The organism is Flavicella marina (assembly GCF_009193215.1).
GTDB lineage: Bacteria > Bacteroidota > Bacteroidia > Flavobacteriales > Flavobacteriaceae > Flavicella > Flavicella marina.
In genome coordinates, this window is the sequence record NZ_VYVA01000002.1 from 346,317 (window position 1) to 367,940 (window position 21,624).

Annotated in this window: 24 protein-coding genes and 1 pseudogene; 1 reads left to right on the forward strand and 24 read right to left on the reverse strand. The window is 30.3% G+C overall.

Features of this window, described 5'->3' with window-relative positions:
* Positions 1 to 90 precede the first annotated feature (90 nt).
* Positions 91 to 1,047, reverse strand: coding sequence for a 2OG-Fe(II) oxygenase (locus F6P99_RS06350; RefSeq protein WP_152286622.1), 957 nt, complete (start codon positions 1,045 to 1,047; stop codon positions 91 to 93).
* Positions 1,044 to 1,841, reverse strand: a complete 798-nt coding sequence (locus tag F6P99_RS06355; RefSeq protein WP_152286623.1) for an SDR family NAD(P)-dependent oxidoreductase — start codon at positions 1,839 to 1,841, stop codon at positions 1,044 to 1,046. The genes F6P99_RS06350 and F6P99_RS06355 overlap by 4 nt, the downstream gene beginning before the upstream one ends.
* 98 nt (positions 1,842 to 1,939) lie before the next feature.
* On the opposite strand from F6P99_RS06355, the gene F6P99_RS06360 reads away from it, so the two are divergent.
* Entirely contained in the window at positions 1,940 to 2,296 is a 357-nt protein-coding gene (locus tag F6P99_RS06360) for a winged helix-turn-helix transcriptional regulator (RefSeq protein ID WP_152286624.1), read from the forward strand.
* A 107-nt stretch (positions 2,297 to 2,403) separates the two neighbouring features.
* On the opposite strand, the gene F6P99_RS06365 is transcribed toward F6P99_RS06360, so the two are convergent.
* The 22 genes and pseudogenes from F6P99_RS06365 to F6P99_RS06465 form a co-directional block, all read right to left on the reverse strand.
* Positions 2,404 to 2,691, reverse strand: coding sequence for a toxin-antitoxin system YwqK family antitoxin (locus tag F6P99_RS06365; protein WP_152286754.1), 288 nt, complete (start codon positions 2,689 to 2,691; stop codon positions 2,404 to 2,406).
* 88 nt (positions 2,692 to 2,779) lie between these two features.
* Positions 2,780 to 4,033 (reverse strand): hypothetical protein, encoded by a 1,254-nt coding sequence (locus F6P99_RS06370; RefSeq protein ID WP_152286625.1) that lies wholly within the window; start codon positions 4,031 to 4,033, stop codon positions 2,780 to 2,782.
* A 19-nt stretch (positions 4,034 to 4,052) separates the two neighbouring features.
* A complete protein-coding gene (locus tag F6P99_RS06375) occupies positions 4,053 to 4,691 on the reverse strand; it encodes a hypothetical protein (RefSeq protein WP_152286626.1) in 639 nt (212 codons plus the stop codon).
* 131 nt (positions 4,692 to 4,822) lie between these two features.
* The gene (locus F6P99_RS06380) at positions 4,823 to 5,671 is read right to left on the reverse strand and encodes a response regulator transcription factor (protein ID WP_152286627.1); all 849 of its coding nucleotides are present in this window, start codon (positions 5,669 to 5,671) and stop codon (positions 4,823 to 4,825) included.
* Positions 5,672 to 5,909: 238 nt separating this feature from the next.
* Complete coding sequence (locus tag F6P99_RS06385) at positions 5,910 to 6,527, reverse strand: DUF998 domain-containing protein (RefSeq protein ID WP_152286628.1); 618 nt, start codon at positions 6,525 to 6,527, stop codon at positions 5,910 to 5,912.
* Positions 6,528 to 6,689: 162 nt separating this feature from the next.
* Positions 6,690 to 7,361, reverse strand: a complete 672-nt coding sequence (locus F6P99_RS06390; RefSeq protein WP_152286629.1) for a class I SAM-dependent methyltransferase — start codon at positions 7,359 to 7,361, stop codon at positions 6,690 to 6,692.
* Between the two features lie 221 nt (positions 7,362 to 7,582).
* Positions 7,583 to 8,413, reverse strand: coding sequence for a hypothetical protein (locus F6P99_RS06395; protein ID WP_152286630.1), 831 nt, complete (start codon positions 8,411 to 8,413; stop codon positions 7,583 to 7,585).
* 195 nt (positions 8,414 to 8,608) lie between these two features.
* Complete coding sequence (locus F6P99_RS13390) at positions 8,609 to 8,767, reverse strand: hypothetical protein (RefSeq protein WP_193316013.1); 159 nt, start codon at positions 8,765 to 8,767, stop codon at positions 8,609 to 8,611.
* Positions 8,751 to 9,137 (reverse strand): hypothetical protein, encoded by a 387-nt coding sequence (locus F6P99_RS06400; RefSeq protein WP_152286631.1) that lies wholly within the window; start codon positions 9,135 to 9,137, stop codon positions 8,751 to 8,753. The genes F6P99_RS13390 and F6P99_RS06400 overlap by 17 nt, the downstream gene beginning before the upstream one ends.
* A gap of 185 nt (positions 9,138 to 9,322) precedes the next feature.
* A complete protein-coding gene (locus F6P99_RS06405; RefSeq protein WP_152286632.1) occupies positions 9,323 to 10,831 on the reverse strand; it encodes a DUF1254 domain-containing protein in 1,509 nt (502 codons plus the stop codon).
* A 26-nt stretch (positions 10,832 to 10,857) separates the two neighbouring features.
* Positions 10,858 to 12,015 carry a DUF1214 domain-containing protein gene (locus F6P99_RS06410; RefSeq protein WP_152286633.1) on the reverse strand — a complete coding sequence of 386 codons (1,158 nt, stop codon included), beginning with the start codon at positions 12,013 to 12,015 and terminating at the stop codon, positions 10,858 to 10,860.
* The gene (locus F6P99_RS06415) at positions 12,012 to 12,449 is read right to left on the reverse strand and encodes a MarR family winged helix-turn-helix transcriptional regulator (protein WP_152286634.1); all 438 of its coding nucleotides are present in this window, start codon (positions 12,447 to 12,449) and stop codon (positions 12,012 to 12,014) included. Before F6P99_RS06415 ends, F6P99_RS06410 begins: the two co-directional genes overlap by 4 nt.
* A 426-nt stretch (positions 12,450 to 12,875) precedes the next feature.
* The gene (locus tag F6P99_RS06420; protein ID WP_152286635.1) at positions 12,876 to 13,781 is read right to left on the reverse strand and encodes a hypothetical protein; all 906 of its coding nucleotides are present in this window, start codon (positions 13,779 to 13,781) and stop codon (positions 12,876 to 12,878) included.
* Positions 13,782 to 13,785: 4 nt separating this feature from the next.
* Positions 13,786 to 15,222 carry an MBOAT family O-acyltransferase gene (locus F6P99_RS06425; protein ID WP_152286636.1) on the reverse strand — a complete coding sequence of 479 codons (1,437 nt, stop codon included), beginning with the start codon at positions 15,220 to 15,222 and terminating at the stop codon, positions 13,786 to 13,788.
* A 176-nt stretch (positions 15,223 to 15,398) separates the two neighbouring features.
* Positions 15,399 to 15,950 carry a hypothetical protein gene (locus tag F6P99_RS06430; RefSeq protein ID WP_152286637.1) on the reverse strand — a complete coding sequence of 184 codons (552 nt, stop codon included), beginning with the start codon at positions 15,948 to 15,950 and terminating at the stop codon, positions 15,399 to 15,401.
* Positions 15,951 to 16,065: 115 nt separating this feature from the next.
* Positions 16,066 to 16,494, reverse strand: coding sequence for a DUF3995 domain-containing protein (locus F6P99_RS06435; RefSeq protein ID WP_152286638.1), 429 nt, complete (start codon positions 16,492 to 16,494; stop codon positions 16,066 to 16,068).
* Between the two features lie 66 nt (positions 16,495 to 16,560).
* A pseudogene (locus F6P99_RS06440) lies at positions 16,561 to 17,394 on the reverse strand (IS3 family transposase); the annotation flags it as partial.
* Positions 17,395 to 17,417: 23 nt separating this feature from the next.
* On the reverse strand, positions 17,418 to 17,783 hold the full coding sequence (locus tag F6P99_RS06445; RefSeq protein WP_152286640.1) for a transposase: 366 nt from the start codon (positions 17,781 to 17,783) through the stop codon (positions 17,418 to 17,420).
* 198 nt (positions 17,784 to 17,981) lie between these two features.
* A complete protein-coding gene (locus tag F6P99_RS06450) occupies positions 17,982 to 18,608 on the reverse strand; it encodes a hypothetical protein (RefSeq protein ID WP_152286641.1) in 627 nt (208 codons plus the stop codon).
* A gap of 230 nt (positions 18,609 to 18,838) precedes the next feature.
* Positions 18,839 to 19,411: a WG repeat-containing protein gene (locus tag F6P99_RS06455; protein WP_152286642.1), complete on the reverse strand. Its 573-nt coding sequence runs from the start codon at positions 19,409 to 19,411 to the stop codon at positions 18,839 to 18,841.
* A gap of 530 nt (positions 19,412 to 19,941) precedes the next feature.
* Positions 19,942 to 20,844 (reverse strand): glyoxalase III HchA, encoded by a 903-nt coding sequence (gene hchA / locus F6P99_RS06460; protein ID WP_226913031.1) that lies wholly within the window; start codon positions 20,842 to 20,844, stop codon positions 19,942 to 19,944.
* Between the two features lie 72 nt (positions 20,845 to 20,916).
* Positions 20,917 to 21,492 carry a Crp/Fnr family transcriptional regulator gene (locus tag F6P99_RS06465; RefSeq protein ID WP_152286643.1) on the reverse strand — a complete coding sequence of 192 codons (576 nt, stop codon included), beginning with the start codon at positions 21,490 to 21,492 and terminating at the stop codon, positions 20,917 to 20,919.
* Positions 21,493 to 21,624: the final 132 nt, after the last annotated feature.

The window sequence follows — 21,624 nt, forward strand, 5'->3', positions numbered from 1 at the left end:
TTTGATCAACCTAAGCAAATATAACACTTCAGAAGCAAATATCAAGTTTGCTTCTAAACTGCTATGAGTTACATTTTCAGCAAAAAAATGTTAAAAGGGTGCGATATTATCTTTAGGTTCGGATGGAATCTTCCAACGCTCGTTAGCTGAAACATTTTGTCTCATTTTTGAATTAGTGCTTGCGTTGATCTCACTGCCGTAGCTACTTGCATTTCCTCTTGGTATTTGCATGCGATCACCGTAGAGCCAAACAACTAAATTATTACGTTGACCGCTTATGATTGGGTGTGTTGCATGTGGCACAGCTCCACTGTGAATGATTGCTTTTCCTGGTTCAAATATAGCTTGTACCACTTTACCTGTTGTCCTGTCATGAAAATCAACTTCAGAACCTGTAAAATCTTCATCTGGTAGATTTATGTTAATATTTAAGGTGGCAGCAGAAGCATCTGTATGCGCATGTAAATCCTTATCCTTATCAGGATTGTACTGAATAGAAAAACCAAACGTTTGGGTGTCGTAGCCATAAGTTCCAATTAGCAAACGAGCAATTGGTCTCATGAAACGATCCATAAGATCTTTATAAAAGGCCTGAAAATTCGGTGCAGCAAGATGTCCCGCTGAACGTGGGTCGAGCATGATTCCATAACGGTTTAATTGAATACCATAGGGAGCACGTTTTGGAATTGGGGCATTTGCCACAGCTTCTAAATAGGTCCGAAATTCTGCCAAACGGTCTATGTCAAAAAATTGAGCAGTATATACACCTGGAATTATTTCTTCCCATAAATCAGCAACTTTAGTTTCTTTCTCTGGATTTTCCCAAGCTTCTTTTACTGCTTTTCTCAACCTTGGATCCAATAACGTTTCGTCTGGAACTAATAAGTTGTTTTTATTTTCGATCTCCCATTCTGCCCAAGCATTTTCAAGAAGAGTTCTATTGTTGTTCCAAAAAGCAGCTACAGAAGGTTCACGTTTTAATGAAGCTTCTCGAGTAGGTATGCTTAAATCGCTTGCCTGTATAAGTGCATTTATTTTATTTTTCATCTTTTTAAAATTTTGTTTGTTTCTAAAATCAATTGCTCAATTTTTTCTTGATTATATGCATCTATATGTGCTTTGGCAAAGTCTCCTTTGTCATTATCAAAATATTTTCCATTTGCTGATTCATGCTTTGCTAATGTTGCTAGTTCATATAGAATATGCGCTCCTTTGTCAGCAGATGACCAATATTTCCCATATGCTTCTATTGCCATATTGGTGTTTAATAAAGAACCCGGGTTTACAGCTATAGTGATTGTTTTTTGATGTTTTTTTGCAAAATCAAAACTCCACATTGTCAGGGCTAATTTACTTTGTGCATAGGCTTCGTTACTTGAAATTGGTGTATTTCCTTTCAGGGCTTCTATGGCAACTGTTGCTTGCGCGGCAGAGCTTAAATTGATAATTCTTGGAGCACTACTATTATTTAGCAATGACAATAATCCATTGGTAAGTAGATAAGGAGCTATAAAATTTACTGCAAATCTTAAGTCTAAATTCTTATTGTTTTTTGCTATCGAACTTTTAAAAACACCTGCATTATTGATCAATACATCAATGCAAGAATACTCTTTTGATATTTTTGATATCATTTTGTGAATACTCAAAGTATCGGCTAAATCTGCAGTTACGCTATAAATATTATTATTCTTTGTAGCTACTTTTATTTCTTCCAGAGTCTTTTTTAATTTTCCAGGATTTCTTCCGTGTAAAATTATTTGATGGCCATCATAAGCAAGTTTAATAGCTGTAAGTTTTCCAATTCCATCTGTACTTCCTGTAATTAATATTGTTTTCATTTTACGCTATTTTCTTATTACTATAAAAATTATAGTAACAAAATTAAGTATAGTATTGTATATTTGCAATAACGGTCAAAAAGGATAGTATAAATTTTATGAAAACAACAGAAGAAAAAAAGTATACATTCAGAGGAAATACATATCCCTGTTGTGCAAGTTTAACGATGGGTATTATTGGTGGAAAATGGAAAACCGTTATTCTTTACCACTTGATGAATGAAACACTCAGGTATAATGAGTTGAGGAAATCTATGCCTACAGTTACAGAAAGAACGTTGAGTCTGCAGCTGAAAGCCTTAGAAGAAGACGGTTTGATAGAACGAAAAGTTTTTACCGCGAAACCGCCTTTGAAAGTGGAATATTCTTTAACCGAGTTTGGTAAAACCTTACTACCATTAATTCAAATCATCGCTGATTGGGGTGTTGTTGTAGCGGATAAATATTCGAAGTAATTATTGAATTTGATTATTTGTTTTTTCTAGAGAGGGTATTTAAATTTTATGAATATCACCAATACAAATTGTGACTTGATAAAATAAAAACATGATTTTGTCAAGTACTAAAAACCATAGAAAGAATGCTTCTCTTCAGGTATTTCAAATTCTTTAGTTTCAATTAGTTTTCCATTTTTATCATACAATTTCCATTCACCTACAGTTTTTCCGTTTTTGTATTTACCAATAGATTCTAATTTCCCGTTTTCGTGGTATTTTTTCCATTCACCATCACGTTTTCCATAGTTCCATTTACCAATGATTGTTAATTGTCCGTTTTCATAGTATGTTCTCCATTCACCTTGGTGATCTCCATCTTCATATTGTCTTTTGTTTATTACGTATGCATACATTGGTTTTACCTCTGACTTAATGCGAATTCTTGCGAGTTAATTTAAAGAGTCAAATAAAAGTTGCTCAACTAAGCTATGACTTGCATTTTTATTCATGTAGTCTTTGAGGATAAAAGACCAATTGAATTAAGTTGTATTCGAGCTGATTAAAATTAAAAGATAGTCCATCTATGGTAAAACTGGAACAAGGATACCATCTTAAATTTGTTCTTAAAATAAGAGCCTCATTGGTTTTTCCTGGTACAATATCCCAGCCGAAAGTTAAACCAGGTTCAATTGATGAAAAATTTATTTTGCGATTAGATAGCGCTACTTCTTCATGATATTCTATAACATCATAGGCGATATTCAAACCGATATAGGGTGCAAATCCAGAATAGTCTGTTAAAAATTTATTTACTTCAAATGCCAATGAAGTTTTATTGATGGTTTGCTTGGTGTCAAATCCTTCTGTTATGTATGTTGGGTTTCGAAATGCTAAGGCCAAAAATAAATTGGCTCTATTGAAGTGATACCCTAATGCAAGGTCAAAATAAGTTGAGGAACTCAATCTTTGTTGTAAATAAGGGAGTTTTTCGGTGTTATATTCAGAATTATTAAGAGAAAAAGATTGAGAAGGACCAGCACCAATAAAGAAATCTCCAAATGTTTCAGAATCATAAGAGAGTTTTGATAAACTTGGATAGTCATTCCATTTATCAATATTTGCCTGAGTATTGTTTTTTGTAAGATCAAAGGAGTAGAGTAGTCCCAGCTGTATGGTATTAGGTGGTGTTGTAAATTGTGTAGTTTCAGTCTTACTAATAGGATATTGCCATTCGTTATTGGGGAAATAATTGACTGCTAACCTAAATGCCAATGATTTAAAGCTGTACATAATCCCTGTATCAAAGTTTAGCATGAAGTCCTTAGATATTTCAGTAGATTTTTCTGTGTTTTGTGAGATTTGTTGAAATGTTAGTGTTCCCCAATTGAATCCAATATAAGGCCGTAATTTCCCTTTCTTTATAGCCCATGGATATATTCGCGCTCCGGTTGCTACGGAGTTTTGTAATTTATGTTCAGCTGCATTACCATCAAGATTTATTTGGCCTAAAGGGAAGGATACATAAAACTCTGAATGTCCCCAAAAATGAAATCCACCCCAGGTGATGTAAGGGTTTAATGTAGCAGTATAATCTATGGGGGTTATTTGATTATGTATAAGCTGTTTCCCAGTAAATCCTGGAAAGAAACACCCTCCAGTTTCTAGATACATTTGAGCAAAATCTAATCTTTGATTTTGAGTAGTATTGTCTTGTGCAGTTGATCTGATAAAACAGAAGCAACATATTGCAAGCATTGTTGTTTTTTTAACCATATTATTTAAATTGAAAGCCAACGAAAAACCAAATGCTGTTATCGAATTGATTGCTATGGATTGTAGTTTCACCTAGTTGAGTTTCATTTATAGGGGTTAGGTTGAATCGAAATGGAATAGAAAGTCTGTAGTACAAATTTTTTACTTTGAAGATGTCTGTTTCAGTAAAGCTGATAGCACTTCCTAGAGTAAATGAAGACTGGTCGAGTGTCTCATTCGTGATGGTGTGTGTGTATTTGTTATCATAGTACCCAATAGAAGTGGCGATGTATAGACCTTTTACGACTATAGGAAAGTCGTAAAAGACTTCAAAACCAACTTGTTTCCCTTTTACATTGTTGCCATCCACAGCTTTTGCAAAGTTGGAAGATAGGTGCTTTTCCGATAAGTAGAGATGGGTGTAAGCAAGTCTTAATAAGTGGTTGTTTCCAAATCTTACACCAACTTCACCTCCTAAAGATTTGAATTCGTTAAAGATGGCTTCCCCGAGATCGTATGCGATAAAAAATTGAGTACTATTGCTTACAATTGAATCTTTTCCAGAATAAGTATCTAAAGCTTTTTGAAATTCTGAATTTTGTGAATTTGATGGAATGCTATAAAATGCAATGCATACCGTAAGAAATAATCCGTACTTCATTTGATTTTTTCAAACAAAAGTATTGACTAAAGGAATGGTTCACAATCAGACTATAGTAGGAATTGTCTCTTAACTATCAATTTCATACAAAAGTATGAGCACTGGTAATGAGATGTATAGGTGTTTATTTGTTACCTAAGTTGGTTTGCTAATTCACTACGAGTTTTTACTCCGAACTTCTTGTATATATTGCTTGCATGGGTTTTTACTGTTGGTAAAGAAATGAATAATTGATCGGCAATTTTTTGGTAGGTCAGCCCTTCGTAAAGAAGTGTGGCAATTTCTTGTTCTCTTTTTGTCAGTGTAAAGTTTTTAAATTGCTGTTCGTTAGGTGTAATAGTTTTTTTAATTAATGATAGTCTTTGTAAATCATCATAAATTTTACGCACAGCCAATGCAATGAAAGCTATGTATAGCAAGAATCCTATTTGAAATTGTTGATATTCCTTTTCAAAAGCATAATGAAAAATCAGGTATATAGGCGTGAGAATAAAAAATGTTAATGCAAAAATCTTGTTTGATTTTTCTAAATGAATAAATTGTTGAATGGGTTTTGTTTGTCTTGTGATCAGCATGGATACTGCGACTGAAAATATTAAAAAGACCACGACAGCCCATTGTGCAAAAATCATATAATCTAAATATTTTGAGGCTACCAGAGCAGAGGTTAATAAAATTGAAATTCCGATATGAATTTTTTTTACTTTTAATGGGATTGAATGACTTTGTTGACTTAAAGTATCTAAAAATGTGGTCATTGCCACTAATATCATGCAGAACAAAGTGGAAATGATGGTGGTATTTTCTTCTGGAAATAAAGGGGAAATACTCATTGAAATTAAAAGCAGTAATAATGCGACGGTAAAGCCAATAGTTTCCAATTTTTCAATTTTCTTTTGATAGCATAAGATCTGTAAAAACAAAGAAATTGTTAAGGTCGTGTAAGTGATAATAAGTATGAAATATTCAAATTGAAGCATCTTAATTTAGTTAGCTTTGAGCAATTTTTGTTTTAATATTTATTCGTTTTTATCAGTTTCTATAAGTCATTTGTTTAAAGAAACCTCTATGCTAGGGTTTACTATATTCTTATAGATTGAATCAAATCAAATATAAAACTTTTACTTTTCTTATTGTTTGTAAAGTACATTTTATGCAAACGGATTTTTTTTTATAAGTGACTAAAAATTATGATCAAGATTCGATAACAATGTTTATTTACTTTTTGTTTTTTATTGCGATGGCACATAAGATGATCCATAAAACAAACACCAACTCAACCATTCTTTGATACAACCCAACGTAAATTGAAGTTGAATTAGAAAATAATAGATACACGAATAATACATTGATTGCGCCTAAAACTTTTGACTGCAACGAGAAATTAGTATTGTTTGTGTTTTTTATTTGAAAGCCGATTAATATTATAAAAAAAGGAACGAATAAATAAGTGAGCAAACCTACAAAATTGTGAATTAGTTGAGAAGTGCTAGGATTCAGTAGTTCTTTATTACAACCGCTATCACAGGGAAATATTGCAACAACTACAGTTGCCAGTCCGTAAAAGATTCCGATACCATAAAACCCTAATTTGAGTTGACTAGATGGATGAAAATAGCTCACAGCGAGAAAACAGAATGTACTAATTAGAATACCACTAGGGATGTATCCGAATGTTCTTAAGTATTTTCCGTATTCGGTGTCTATAGCATAAGATTCACTGATATATTGACTAATAATATTATAATCATCAATTAAAAATCCGCCTAAAATGGAACTTGTTAGAAAAAGAACAACTCCAATTATTCCTAAAAATGATATGTTTTTGTTGTTCATATTTAGTGATTATGCATCTGTTTTATTTCACTTTTTTTTAGAAGGTCAATTAGCCAAAATAAACGTTTAAGATTAATCTATAAAATATTTGTTTTGTTAATTAAAAAACAGCCAACTAAAAATTAACTGTTTACTTTCTTATTAAAACGGTGTTGTACATTCTTATTTTATTCCTGTGCTATAAAATCCATGCATTTTCATTGGTTTTCCATCGAATTCAAGATCTGGTTCAGATATTATTTCAGTTTCTATTTTTTTAAATCCAGTGTTTTTTAATAGCGTTTCTATCTCGTTTTTTTTGTATTTGTTAAAACCAAAATTTGCAAGTTCGATTTGATCCATTAATTCCTTTGATCGGTATCCAATCAATATTTTACCATTAGGTTTTAATACTCTATATATTTCCTTTGCGTTTTCATATAAATTTGGCCAAAAATATACCGTATTTGTTGTGGTAATGTAATCAATGCTATTATCTTCAAAAGGTAGAGATTCTATAGAACCATGTATAAAAGAAACCTTTTTAGCATCAATAAAGTTTTGATTTAATTCAATAGCTTCATCGATCATGGTTTGAGAAAAATCTAACCCTATGTATTTTAGATTACTTGTTTTATTAAGTAATTCTTTAATAAATAGACCATTTCCCATTCCAATTTCCAAGATTAAGCTGTTTTTTCGAGGGTTAAGAACCTGATAAGAATTTAGACAGATGAGTTTATTTCCTTTATTCATCTGTTTTCCAACTTCTTTTCCATCATTCCCTTTTGGTTTTCTTAATTGAGAGGCTAATTCTTGTTTAGAAAGATTGCTAGTATTAAATTTTTCTGCCATATTTTCCGTCTAATTATGCACAACGTGTTTGAATAAGATTAGTGTGGGAGTTTAACAATTCGTGAATTATCTACCGAGCCAATGAGTTTATATTTATTTTATGTTTTTTTCTTGTCCAACGAAAAATAGATAAATATTAAATAGAATTTATAAATTAATTAAAAATTTTAGTTAAACCATAAAAACTCACATAAATTTTTTAGAAAGCTAGTGACTGTTAACTAATCAATATTTATGATACTATTTTCCACACTTTTATAGTTAATATTAATTTTTTTAGAATCTTTACCAGTAATCGATATTCCAATATTATTTCGATAAGTATATTTTGTCAAGTATTTTTCCTTTTTGTTATAAGTGATAGTACCATTTCCAATACCTTTTGCATAGATGTTCTTTTGATCAATATTTTTATCAAGTTCTATATCTTGTTTGACATTAAATAATGCAATGTTTTTATTAACTTCTTTCAATGTATAGGTACGATTTATTCTCATATAAATAGTTTGTTTTCCGAATAAGGGTATAACTAATGGGATGTTATGCTTGAAACTATCACCTATTTTTATTTTTTTTTGAGGGAATTTCATTCTTTGTTCTATACTATCGATTATAGTGTTTGCTAACAATAGATCAGCTTTAGAACTGTTGTCTCCTTGGATTGAGTCTATTTCTAAATTTATACCATTGATATATTTTCCAAACATCTTTTTTCGTCGCTTTTCAACTTTATCATCAGTTTTAATTCCGTTTAATTTGGTGGAAGTTTTTATATCCGAATATGAAATTGTTGCAGGTATGTCACCATGCTTATTTTTGGCTGTTTCTATTGTTTTAGAGCTTGATTTCTTAATTATTAGTTCCACTGGCTTTTGAATATTTTGATCTTCTAACTTGTCGTTATCTGCCAATCTAATAGTAGAACTAATTTTTATATTTAAATTTTTGTGATATGTACTTTCTGGTTTAGTTTTTATTACAAAATTCAATGTTTTGGTAGAACAAGAATATAAAGATAAAAACGAGATAAAAAGCAGTATTGTAGATTTCATAGACAATTGTTGGTGGCGATTTTGGATATAGGTTAGATTGGGTTCAGAGAATCATGGATTTTCATAGTATTTTATTTTTATAAAAGTAACGAATTTTTCAACAGAGAAGGAGTACAGTATTTTTTTATAGCTGGTATTGACCACCGTTAATTAGTCAATATTTATAATGTTTTTTCCACACTTTAATAGTTGATTTTATTTGTCTAAATGTGGATACTGTACCAAAAACTGAAAGGCCTCTAATGCTTCTTTTCTATTTTCTCGATCTTTCACGACAATGCTAAACGAACCATTATTTTTAACAAACTCAGACCAATATTCATTTTCTGGTTTTGCTCTAACTAAAAAACTCAATTGAAAAAAGAATATTGTTTTCACTCTCACTCACAGAGTAAACATTTTTAAATTGAATTTCTGCTTCAAACAATACGTTGTAATACTTTTTATCATTATGTTTCACTACATTCTTTTTGTATTTGATTTTAAAGAAAAAATATTTTGTATTTCGATCAAGAAAAACCTTGGCAGAATAAACTTCTGTGTTGTGTCCGTTAAATTCATGTTTTAGTTCTGATATTTTTTCGATATACTTCCTTTGATAATATTTAATATACGCTGGGTCGTTTTTTAAGCTTTCGGTGGAAGATTGTGAACCTTCATTGAATTGAGCAGAAACATGTATACCGTAAAAGATAAAAATTAGTAGTAAAAGAGATTTTTTCATATCAGTCTTTTTTATTGAAGAAAAAAAATCATTTAAACAATTATATGAAAAATGTTTTAATGCGTCATGTATTATTGTGAAAAACACAAATACTTTTCAATGCTTGATATATTAAACACAGTTATGATTATTTTGATATTACTTTAGTGTTGTAAAAGAAATAGGATGAAATTTTCATACATGAATTACTTTACTAGTTCAAAATCTCCAGGTTTCCAACTTTTATCAAACCATTGTTCTAGCGGGCCATAAAGTCTTAATAAAACACTGTATCCTTTGCCTGGCATAGTTTGAACCCAATTATTTTTATGATCTTTTGGTGGTTTTGGACCAAACCAAATTGTATAAGAACCATCTTTATTCGCTTTAACATCTGGATTCAAATTATCTATACCTGCCAGTTTTTGATCTGTTTCTAACATAGAACGATGCTGATTAGAATAAACAATAAATGACCAAAAGTCTTTCGCTGGAATAGGAGCAGGTAGGGTAACTTTATATGTTTTACCACCATCTAAATAGTTTGCTTTGGAATCGTGTGCTGTAAAAGCGTAAACAGAACCGGTACCAACTACTGGTGCGGCCATTGCTGGTGTAATTCCTGTTGCCATATAATGAAACATAATTCGATCATCCAATACCATTTCTCCATTATTTATGAAGTCATGTACCCCACCTGCAAAGGATGAATACCACTGTCTATCTTTATAAAAATAAGCAGATTTGTTTCTTGGTCTATAGCATAAAGACCTAGCAGAAGCATTCCCGATTGCTACAGCTTCTTCTAATAATAATTTTGTATGTTGATCTGGCGCAAATGTTTTTCCTTTTTTAATGCCAATAGAAGCAAAAACACCCACTAACTCTTCATTAAATGCATTAGCTGGCTCGTATTGAATTACAGCATTAAGTTCATTGTAAAACTCAAAATTATTAGCATGAATGGTGTTTATTTGTTGACCTGACAAATCGATAAATTTTTGTTTTGGCTTGTTTTCTGCTTTTAATAACGGATAGCAGTTAAATGTTTCTTTAAATTTTTTCATTGCCTCTTTAGCTTCTTCTGGTTTAGAAACCAATCGTAAAAGCAACCAGTGTCTGTAGGTTTTTGAACGTGCGACAATATAATCATCTGGAATTGCACCTTTGTAATCAGGTCCTATAAACAAATATTTACCACCAGCACCTCTATCTTTTCCGGTAATACCTAAATCAGTAACATGGTGGAAAAATGCATCATTTACGAATCCTAAAACAGGTTGAGCAATTTCAACAACAATAGGTCCATTTTTTAAATCTATTTCACCAAGAATATAGGGTGTACTGGAATTTGCAGTTAAAAATAACGTTCGTGCATCCATTAAATTTTCAAAAGTTGCTATATCTCCAGGGTTGACTCCTGAATCTTTCAAGCCCTCCAACATAGCATATATTGATGCAGCGGGCATACCGTTTAAGAAACTTTGAACTCCCCTGGAGACAGTTAAAAAATCGTATGTTTTATTTACGGTGGTTTCATTAGGTAAACCATCTATAAATTCCAATGTCCCTAATAAATTTGTTTCAACTTTATCTGGAGTTAACAAAGATTTTGGAACATCAGCTCCGTATTTGACATTGGTATTCTTTTGAGCAAAAGAAAATTGGAAAAGAACACACAAACTGATGGTTGAATAGAAATATTTTAGTTTCATAGTGTTTATTTTTATGGATGTAGAATTTATTTGATTTGTAATTTAGGAAGAGGCATTGTCCATTCACCGGAGATTAGGCTCTCATGAGGTAAATAATAACGTACTGCTAAATCAAATTTGCCTTCAGGAACTTCTAAGCAATTAGTGTCCCCTTCTTCACAATTAGATTTAAAATTGAAGGTGATGGTCCCGTCTTCATTCCGTATAGCAGTAGTGTTATTGATATGGTAAAGGTCGTATTTGTTAGGATGAAAGAACCCACCACGCTCTGTATCATATACCGTAACAGACCAAAAGGCATCTACTTTCGGTTCTTCCGTTGTAAGGGTATAAGTCCCTTTACTGCCATCAAGTACATTGCCTATATCATCAAAAAACATCATCTGGTAGGAACTATGTGTAGCCAGAGGACCTCCCCAACCACCTTTTGTTCCTGCTGCCAATTTTAAAAATGATACTTCGTTAGGAACTTGGTCAGGCGAAGCAACTAACTCTTTAAAAGGAACATTTGCAAAAACAGAATCCATTAATTGATTTGCTCTCTTCGCTACAGCATCTTCAAAACTGCTTAATAAATCAAGTTTAGGAAATTCTTTTATTTCAGGTCCTGAAATATTTACTCCGTTAAAAACTTTTTGCGCGGTTTGAACATCTTTAGCATTGTATTTATTTTTAACCTCAACCCTTGTTATTACACCAGCAATTAAAGAGGGTGACTTAATGAGTTGTTCTTCTTTAATTCCTTTAGGTTTGATGTCATAGTATAAATAATAATCTCCCTCTGGGTTTATGATATTAAGAAAATTACAATTTTTATCATCAATCAATTGAAAAGAGTAAAAACGTTTTGGATCGCTATATGTGGCACTTATTTTTACTGATCCATTTATTAAATAAACAAATCCTCCAGTATAATAAGTATCATTATTCATACGAACAATTTTATCTTCTCCTGCTTTTGTTAATATTGGTATAGTTTCAGTAAGTTTGTTTAACTTACTAGGATCAGCCCCAGTATAGGAAACCATATAATTGTAGGTGTCCTGATAAGGGAATTTTTGAATATAATCATTGACTTTATCTTCAAAACTCAATTCTTGTTTTTTATCTATTGTGCCTTTACAGGCAAATAAAAATATCAATACTGTTGCTAAAAGTATGTTTATTGTTCTTTTTGTTGTCATGATAAAATATGTTTTAGGTCATTCATAAATCGTTCTTGGTTAGGTAGTTTTTTGAAAAATTCATTATTCGCATGAATTTTTACTTTAAATGCTTCTAGCAAAGTTGTCTCACCTTTTTTTGTTAAAAAGACACATTTCGCTCTTGTATCAGTTTCGTGTTCTTTTCTATCAATTAACTCATTCTTTTGAAGCGTTCGAAGTATTTTTGAAACCATCATTCTATCTGTTTTACTAAATTCGGCAATCTCTTTTTGAGTAACACTATTAGATTTTTTTAATAACCATCCTAATGATGCTAGGATTACAAATTGAGTATGTGTAAGGTCTAGATTACTTAATGCATTATTCATTTGTCTTTGCCATAGCATTGTTGTTTGCCAAAGTAAATAGCCAATATTATTATTTGGTTCTTCAAGTTTTATGTTTTTTTGCATATTTCTAAGGTTGATCCTTTTATATATTTAATACTTGTGTTGTTGCAAATATAATATACTTGACAACTAAATTCAGTAGAAAAGTTAATTTATGTTTTTTAGAAGTAAATAATGTAGATTCACGACTTAAGAAATGTACCGCCAGGTGTTTGTATAAGATTAGTGTGGGAGGTAGACAATGATTATATTATCAGCGGAGCTAAAAGCTTATACTTTTTTTACGTTTTTATCTTGTCGACTAAAAAATAGACAAATAAGTTTAAATGGACTTTATAAATAAACCAAAACTTTATAGGAAAACCATAAAAACCCACAATGATTTTTTGGTGAGCTATTGAATGTTAATCAATCATTATTTATGATACTATTTTCCACACATTTATAGTTAATTTTAATTTTTAGATAATTAAACCTTTTAAAAGGTTGTTATTTCTTCTGTTTTTTAATTGTTGTTGTGTCTATAGAAATATTTAATGTTGATTTTCTAATAAAGTTAATTAATTCTAAACCTCCTTTTTCATTTACATGATCTTGATCAAGAAAAAAATTGTCATTATTAATAAATCTATTTTTTGCATCTATAATTTTAAGATTTTTTAATATAAAAACGTCAGAAGCTCCGTATGACTTATCACCGAGTATTTCAAGATACGTTTTTGATAAAGGAAATTTTATACCTATTAATTCGATATTATTGATTCTACAAATATCAATTATTTCAAAGAGGGTTTTCTTAAGGTTTTTCGATCCGGTAGGCGAGTTAAATTGTCCTTTGAATCTCCCATTTGAACTCTCTAGTTTTTCTACTAAGGATTTATTACTCCAGCTAGTATTAGAGTTATGTTTTATGTTGCTATTCTTTAACGTACTGTAAAAATATTTTTTCAGAAGTGTTCGTTTTTTTGGTTGTAAAAAAACAATATTAAATATTAATTTATCTTTTAAGTATTGGAAATAGCTTTCATAATCTTGAGGTGTTGAATAAATAACTGATCGATCTAGATTGTTTTTTTTTTCACGATATTTACTAAGTGTATGGTCATCTACCGATATATATATAGTATCTACTGTTGTGTTTTTAATTAAAAAGTTAAGCTTTTTTTTCATGTCGAAATATGAATCGCTTGCCCCATAAAAATTATAAACACCGTGTTTTTCAAAATTGTTTCCTAAACCTAATCCATGTGAGTCTGCAAGAATGTAAGAATTATAATTCAATGAATACTTAGCATATGATTTTAAATAGATTTTATTACCATAATGATTTAGTATCATATTAATAATAATAATAATTAAAGTAAATAATAGAACTTGTTTAATAAACTTTATCATATTTTTAGAACTGGAAGTAAATAAATTCAATTTCTTCAGAAAAACTTCCATAGAAAAAAATAATTAGAACAATCATTAAGTATGTTAACCAACGAATACTTTTATTTTTGGGAAGTTTAAAAAGTGTATGTTCGTTATTTCTTGCCAGCCATTCTACAAAAATAAATAGAGCAATTAAAATTATGGTTTCAGTAGGTCTTATAACGGGAATGCTAAACAATGAGGTTGTAAATATGTGTGAAATATAATATAATGCGTGGCTTATGTTCTCAGCTCTGAAAAATATCCAAGCAAAAACGGTAAGTCCAAATGTTGTAAATATTAATAAAAACTCCTTGGTCGAGGGTAGTAATTTACCTTGAGCTACAACATCTAAATTTTTACGATTTTTATTCATCAGCAAAAGTGGTAAAAAGTAAACTGCGTTTATAGCCCCCCAAATTACGAAAGTCCAATTAGCTCCATGCCAAAACCCACTAATTAAAAATATAATAAATACGTTTTTAATTTTATTCCAAGTACTTCCTTTGCTACCTCCCAAAGGTATATATAGATAATCTCTAAACCAAGTGGAAAGTGAAATGTGCCATCGTCTCCAAAATTCTGCAATATCTCTTGAAAAATAAGGGAATGCAAAATTTTGCTTTAGATTGAAGCCAAATAGTCTTGAGACTCCGATAGCAATATCAGAATAGCCAGAAAAGTCACCATAAATTTGAAATGTGAAAAATATAGCTCCAAGTAGAAGAGTGCTTCCTGAGTACTCTGAAGAATTATTAAAAATTAGATTGGCATATCGTGCACAATTATCAGCAATTACTATTTTTTTGAATAATCCCCATAGTATTTGTCGCATTCCGTCAACAGATTTAGAATAATCAAAATGTCTTTTTGTATAAAATTGAGGAAGTAAATTAGAAGCGCGTTCAATAGGACCAGCGACCAATTGAGGAAAAAAACTTACAAAAGCAGTAAAAGCTACAAAATCTTTCGTGGGTTTAATTTTTCGTTTATAAATGTCTATTGAATAGCTTAATGTTTGAAATGTATAAAAGCTAATACCAACTGGCAATACAATATTTAAAGAGTTTGCATTTAAGTTGGTTCCAAAAAATGAAAAGGCAGAAATAAAATTATCTAGAAAAAAATTATAATATTTAAAGAAACCAAGAAAACCAAGATTCAAAAGAATACTTGTCCATAGCAGTGTTTTTCTTTTAAAAATGTTTTGTTGTTTTTCTAAATTTATTCCTATAAAATAATCAATTATAGTACTGAAAAGGATTAAGGATAAAAAACGCCAATCCCACCAGCCATAAAATATATAACTAGCAAAAACGATTAGAATGTTTTGTAACTTTAAGTTTTTATTGGTTACAAACCAATATAGTATAAATACTACTGGTATAAATATTGCAAAATCGATTGAGTTAAAAAGCATATTTTATATTTAATCTAACTATTTTTTATGAATCTCGATCAATGGTTGCGATAAGAGTAGTTGCAGATATAAATGTACACAGTTTAATTGATTTAGTTCAATCCGTATTATTATTTTTTGCTTTCTATAGAGCAATATCATCGCTTATTTTTTTGATGTTGTTTTAGTTATGGTGGTTAATCAAATTTTATTGCAATATTAAAGCAAGCTTTGTCCTTTATTGTAGGCTGTATTTGATATACTCCTTTCTCAGCGATTTTTTTATACATCGTCATTGTCAATCCGTGGTTTCCATTATGAATATCATATTTTGGAGTATCATAACATTGTTCCCAACCATTTAAGTTTTTAAATATTTCGGTATAACCACCATCCACAATACTATGGAAAAAAAAATAGATTGTAGCAGGTTCTAAAAGCTCAATATTAACAGAGGTTCCTTTTGCAGGTCTATGAATTCCTTGATAAAGAATTGAGTTAATTAGTTCTTTTGGGATATAGTCATAGGTATAATTTCTGTCTAGATGTTGCAACACCCCCTGCTTTATAGAATCATAGCTGAATTTTACCTCAGGTTTGAGTGAAATAATCACTTTTTTTTCGATTTGATTAATAAATTCAATATTTGGTTCTTGATTTTTTTTTGTAATTGGATTCTTTTCTGATTTTTTACATGAAATTAATACTAAAAGGAGTGTTGCATTTATAATGAATAATATATTTTTCATTTTAGTTTAAAATAGCTTAATGTGAGTATAAAATTTTGATTTGCAATTTAGAAATATAATTTTAAAAGCTAGTAGGAGTGGAGCAATTTATTATAGCAGGTGTTACCCAATGTTTTTATGTGGTTAGTTGAATTACTATTCCGATTATCCCAATTAATAAACATAGTGGAGAGAATATCTTTGAGTCCGCCTTTGAGAATTCTGTATTTTTTATTTTTTTGAAAAAACCAACATAATTAAATTCTCCAATTGCACGTAAAATAAAAATAAATGGAATTATCCAATAAGCATAATTTGTTATCCAATTAGGTGCTATTATATAAAAAATTCCAGATTTTATAAAATATATAAGTCCAAATGAAAATAATATAAAAGATACTAGCAATGTTGCCGTTTTAGGAATTGAAATCGTATTTAATTCTTTATTTCTGATTGGTATTACTTTTTTTATTCCCCAAACCCCACCAAAAAGCCAATATAAATGGAAAACACCAAGTATTGTAAATATTATAAATAAAATTATTGATAGAATTAAGCCAGCCATAGTTTTGAAATTTTATAATTTTCCTTATGTCTCGTCCCGAAATATGGCTACAGTTAAAATTAATAATTAAGCTGATAATTTATATACCATATTTGGTGTTTTAAAGTCTAAAGATAAGTGTAATCTTATTTCGTTATATAATTTAATTGCATTTTTTGTAGCTCTTTTGGCGTGTGCTGTATTCATAAACGTCTGATCTAGAAAAAATTCATCTTTCAAAATTCCGTTAACTCTTTCAGCTAGTGCGTTTTCGTAGCAATGATTTTCTTCTGTCATACTAATATTTATATTTTTCCTTTTAAGAATTTGCGTGTAAACATTGCTGCAATATTGAATACCTCTGTCAGAATGATGAATTAGATCTTTAATGTTTTTAGCTTGATATACTGCTTTGTTTAGAGCTCTTACACAGCCTTTAAGTTCTAAACTATCACTTAGGTCATATCCTACAATTTTTCTTGAATACATGTCTGTTATGAGTGCTAGGTAACAGAATCCATTTAAAGTTTTGATGTATGTTATATCAGAAGCCCAAACTTGATTTGGTTTCGTGATTTTCATGTCTTTAATCATATTATTATACTTATAAAACCTGTGATACGAATTAGTAGTTCTACAGGTATATTTCTTTCTTAGTGTAAGCATGTTGTTCTTTCTAAGAACTTTAAACAAAGTGTCTCTACCTACTTTTAGGTTTTGTTTTTCAAACTCCTGGTCTAGGGATCTGATCAATTTTCTGACACCTTCTCTCGGTAAGGATTTGCGTCTTTTCTGAACAATATGAATGATTTTTTGCTCTATATAAATACGTTTATCAGCTCTGTTTTTGTATTTATAATAAGCGTCTCTTTTGAGATTAAAACACTCACAAATATTCGAAATAGATGCAAATCCTTTGTTTTTACCTACTGCTTTTTCTAAAGCTAAATATTTAGTTTTTTTTTAAGTTCTAAAACATTTTTATAGCCAAGTTTTTGAGCAGCAACTTCAAGGTAAGATTCCTCTACCATTTGATCTAAGTCTTTTTTTAGAAGCAGTTTTTTAAGTTGTTCAATCTCTTTTTGTAGCGCTTTAATACGTGATATTTCATCATTAGTTTCTACCAAAACTCTTGTGTTCATAAGGTCTTTACGGTCATATTTCTTGATCCATTCATTAATGGTAGTAGGAGCAATTCCATATAATTTACCTAGTTGATACTTATTGTGTTTACCTGTGGTAAGTTCCGATAAAATTTTTAATTTGAAAGGCTCACTGTAACGTCTGGTTACTCTGTCGTTTTTATACATAATTGTGTTGAATTATGTAGCCTTATTTCAGGACGGGTCACAATTAGTTACAACGTTTTTGTATATGAAAAGTGCGTTTTTTTAAACGCGAATTTTCATAGTATTTTATTTTTTATAAAAGTACTGAATTTTTCAATTGAAGTAGAAGCGTAGCAATTTTTTATATACGGTGTTGTAGCTAGTTTTTTATAAAGAGTTTTATTGATACATAAATTCTTGTCCAGATATGAAATCAGATCCTCCAATTGTCAATAACCCAATGATAACTGAAAGAATTATAATTAATAATATGATTGGTCCAAAATCTATAACGGTTTCAGTTCCGTCGTTGTTATATTTAATTTCTTTTTTGAAAAGATAAGATATTAAGCATGCAATAAATCCAGCTCCGAACACAATTCTTGCAAAAGTTCTGTTTTTCATTTTATGGACTTTGGCTTCCCAAAACCTTAAAAATTCAAAATCTTTATATTTTAAAAAGTAGATATTTTCTCCCTTTATACCAGCTTCAAAAATCACACCTTTTTTCATATGTTTTTTGAAAACTTTATGTTTTAAGTATTTATAATCAATACCGTCAATTTCGTATTTTCCTTTGTCTGTATATAGCTCCAACCAATAACTTGTCCCACTTGCTCTTTTCTTTTTAAATTTTGGGTCTTTTTTGAGAGTTAAATTAGTTTTTACTAAGTCATCGAGACTCGGAGATGGAGTCATTATAAACGTAAAACCAACAAAAAACAGAAAAATTAATGTGCCTTTTAAATAGACTTTTCGCTTTTCCTTAAAATTGAGGTTATTCCATTTTTTTTCTTTTTTCGACATTTTTTAGTAATTAGCTACAACGGTGTTGCTATGATAAGTTGCGATTGGCGATTTTAAAACTGACATTTTGGCGAACCGAGCCTCAAACGAACTGAGCCAAAATACATTTGAGTGTTTTAAAATTGTCAGTCGAGGACTTTCATAGTATTTTGAAATGTCAATTTAGGAATAAAAATTTGAAGCTTGTAGGAGAGAAGCAATTTTTTATAGCCGGTGTTGTAGTGTCGTTTTTATTTAATTCTTTTTCCTGTTTTATCTATTTTGAACCAACTTTCACTTTCAGAACGTAAATGACCATCTTGATCATAATACAAATAGCAATCGTTCGATACTGTTGCAATTGCATTCTCAAAAATTGAGGCACACTCAAACTGAGGTTTAATTATTATTTCTCCTTTTTCATTTGCAAAACCAATTTTTCCGTTTTTCATAATTCTTAATAAACCATCATGAAATTCGTCAGGACCATTATCGTATGGATAAACTTCAAAAAGTGTTTCTCCCTTTCTGTTTATTCCAATTAAGCTTTGAGGTTCTTTTTTTATTACAATACCAAAAGTTATAATTGTATCTTGGAAAGAGTAATAAATATCATCAGATGAAATTATTGTGTCACCTTTTCGATTAATAAATGCAAAATCATCACCCATTTCGTAAAATTCACTTTTTGAAATTCTGAATAATGTGTCTTTAGAATTTAATTCGGTCAATTCAAAATACTCATTTTCATATGTGACTGGTTTAAATCTTTTCTTGCAAGAAAAAAGTGACAAAATTATAAATAAGTTTATTATTGTCTTCATTTTTTGAGTTCGAGTGAGAAATGCACTACAACGTTTTTGTATATGAAAAGTTGCGTTTTTTGAAACGCTATTTTTCAAGTTAATTTGTTTTTTATAAAAGTAACGAATTTTTCAATTGAAGTAGGAGTGTAGTAATTTTTTATATACGGTGTTGTAAGTAGTTTCTTTTTTAGCTGTTTCCGAATAGTTGAATATAATTATTTTTCATCCACAAGTGTAATTTCTTCTTCTTTTTGATTTTAAAGTATGTAATGAAACATCTAAAAGATTATCTTTTCTCTATTCAGATTTGTTGTTTTCTGAACTTACGACTTATTAATTTTTCAAGTTTAATTAGCCTTTAAGAAAGGTTAAAGTATTTTATGTGGATGTAAAAACTCAAAGTTATTTTTATTACTTACAACGGGATTTGTACGATAAGTAGGTGATTAAGTGTGCTATATATTTGAGTAACAATGTACAGTTTAATGCAAAAACGGTTTGAGTATTGACCCAAACCGCTATTGCTCTTATATTATTGTAAGTAGTTTTTACTTCAATTCTTTCAATAGTGTATTGGCTGCAAGTTTACCAAGTTCATTAGATGCTAAAGGGCTTGCACCGGTGATTAGTTTTCTGTCAACACAAACTGTTTTATCAGATTCTGTATTAATTATAGTGGCACCTAAGTTTTTCAATCTTTTGCTCACGCCGCTTTTCATGTGCCCTGGTAAATACCCAATCATTGGTGTCATTTCATCTACGTCGTCCGGAAATACAGCCATCTTGTATCCTTCGTAAAGAAATTTTTGATTATCAAGTGTGGTGGATAATAATGCACCTGGACCATGACAAAGTGTAATTGTAAATATATCACTTTGATATGCCCAATTTAGGACCTTTCCAACGTTTTTATCTTCAGGAATTCCAATCATTGCTCCATGTCCTCCAGGTATAAATACAGCAGCATAAGAACTGTCATTTACAAATGAATTCGTAATAAAATCAGCTAACTTTTTAGGTTGCTCAAAACTCGATTTGTACTGGTCAAAAATTGCTTTTACATTTGCGTCTTCTTCAGGAAAAGCCCACATTTCAAATACAACAGGTTTACCAGTAGGGGTAACTATTTCAAAATCAAACCCCGCATTTTTAAGATGTAACATTGGTACAAGTGCTTCTATTGGGTGATTTCCTGTAGAAAAAAATTTACCATTTTTCATTTCCAAGTTTTTTTGTTCAGTGAAAATCACTAAAATCTTCGATTTATCTCCTTGGTATTTTACGTACTTTATATTCTCAAAATCTGTTTTTGAAACAGTACCTAAGGTTAGCGCTAAACTTGAAGGGCTATACGAGCCATCCTCTTCAAGGGTAGGTTGAGCCATAAAATAGATAACAATAAATACAAGTGCAATAACACTTGCTAATCCTATTAGTGTATTTTTTATCATGATTTTGTTTTTTAAATTTAGAACAAAACTAGAGGATTGTTTTGAAGAAAAAATAACCCTATGGTAAGAAAACTATTTTTTTGAGTTTTCTACTCTTATACGACTTAAGCTTTGTTGTGTAATTCCCAAATAAGATGCTATGTGATAATTAGGAGCGTATTGCTCAATATCGGGATATTGATTCAGAAATAATTCATATCGCTCTTGAGCGGTTAGTTGCAATTGGTTTAAAATCCTTTTATGCAAACTAACTACATGTCTCTCTAAGTTTTTCCTTTGAAAAGCTTCAAATTCAGGGAATTTCGAATATATTCCATCTAGTAGTTTAGCATTAAATCCGATTATCTTGGAATCAGCGATACATTCTATAGTTAATGTAGATAACTCATTATTATAGATTGCAATAAAATCACTAATCCACCAATTTTTGATAGCAAATTGTAGAGTGTGTTCTTTCCCGTTTTTATCAATGCAGTAAGCTCTTAAACAACCGTCCTTGACAAAATAAGTGTTCTTCACAACTTGTCCTTGACGAATCAGGACATCACCTTTAGAAACCATCAATTCTTTTGCAATAGAAACTACATATTCTTCTGCTTTTGAGCTAAGGTCTATATGACTCTTTATTTTATTGATTAAGTTATCCAATTTTTGTTTTGATGTTAATTACTTACAACGGTCTCGGCTATGAGTAGTTGCGTGGTTTGGCACGAAACTTTGCAAGTACACACCAAGTTGGAAATTCCTGCGGAATTTCCAAAGTAAGCGAGTAGTAGCAAT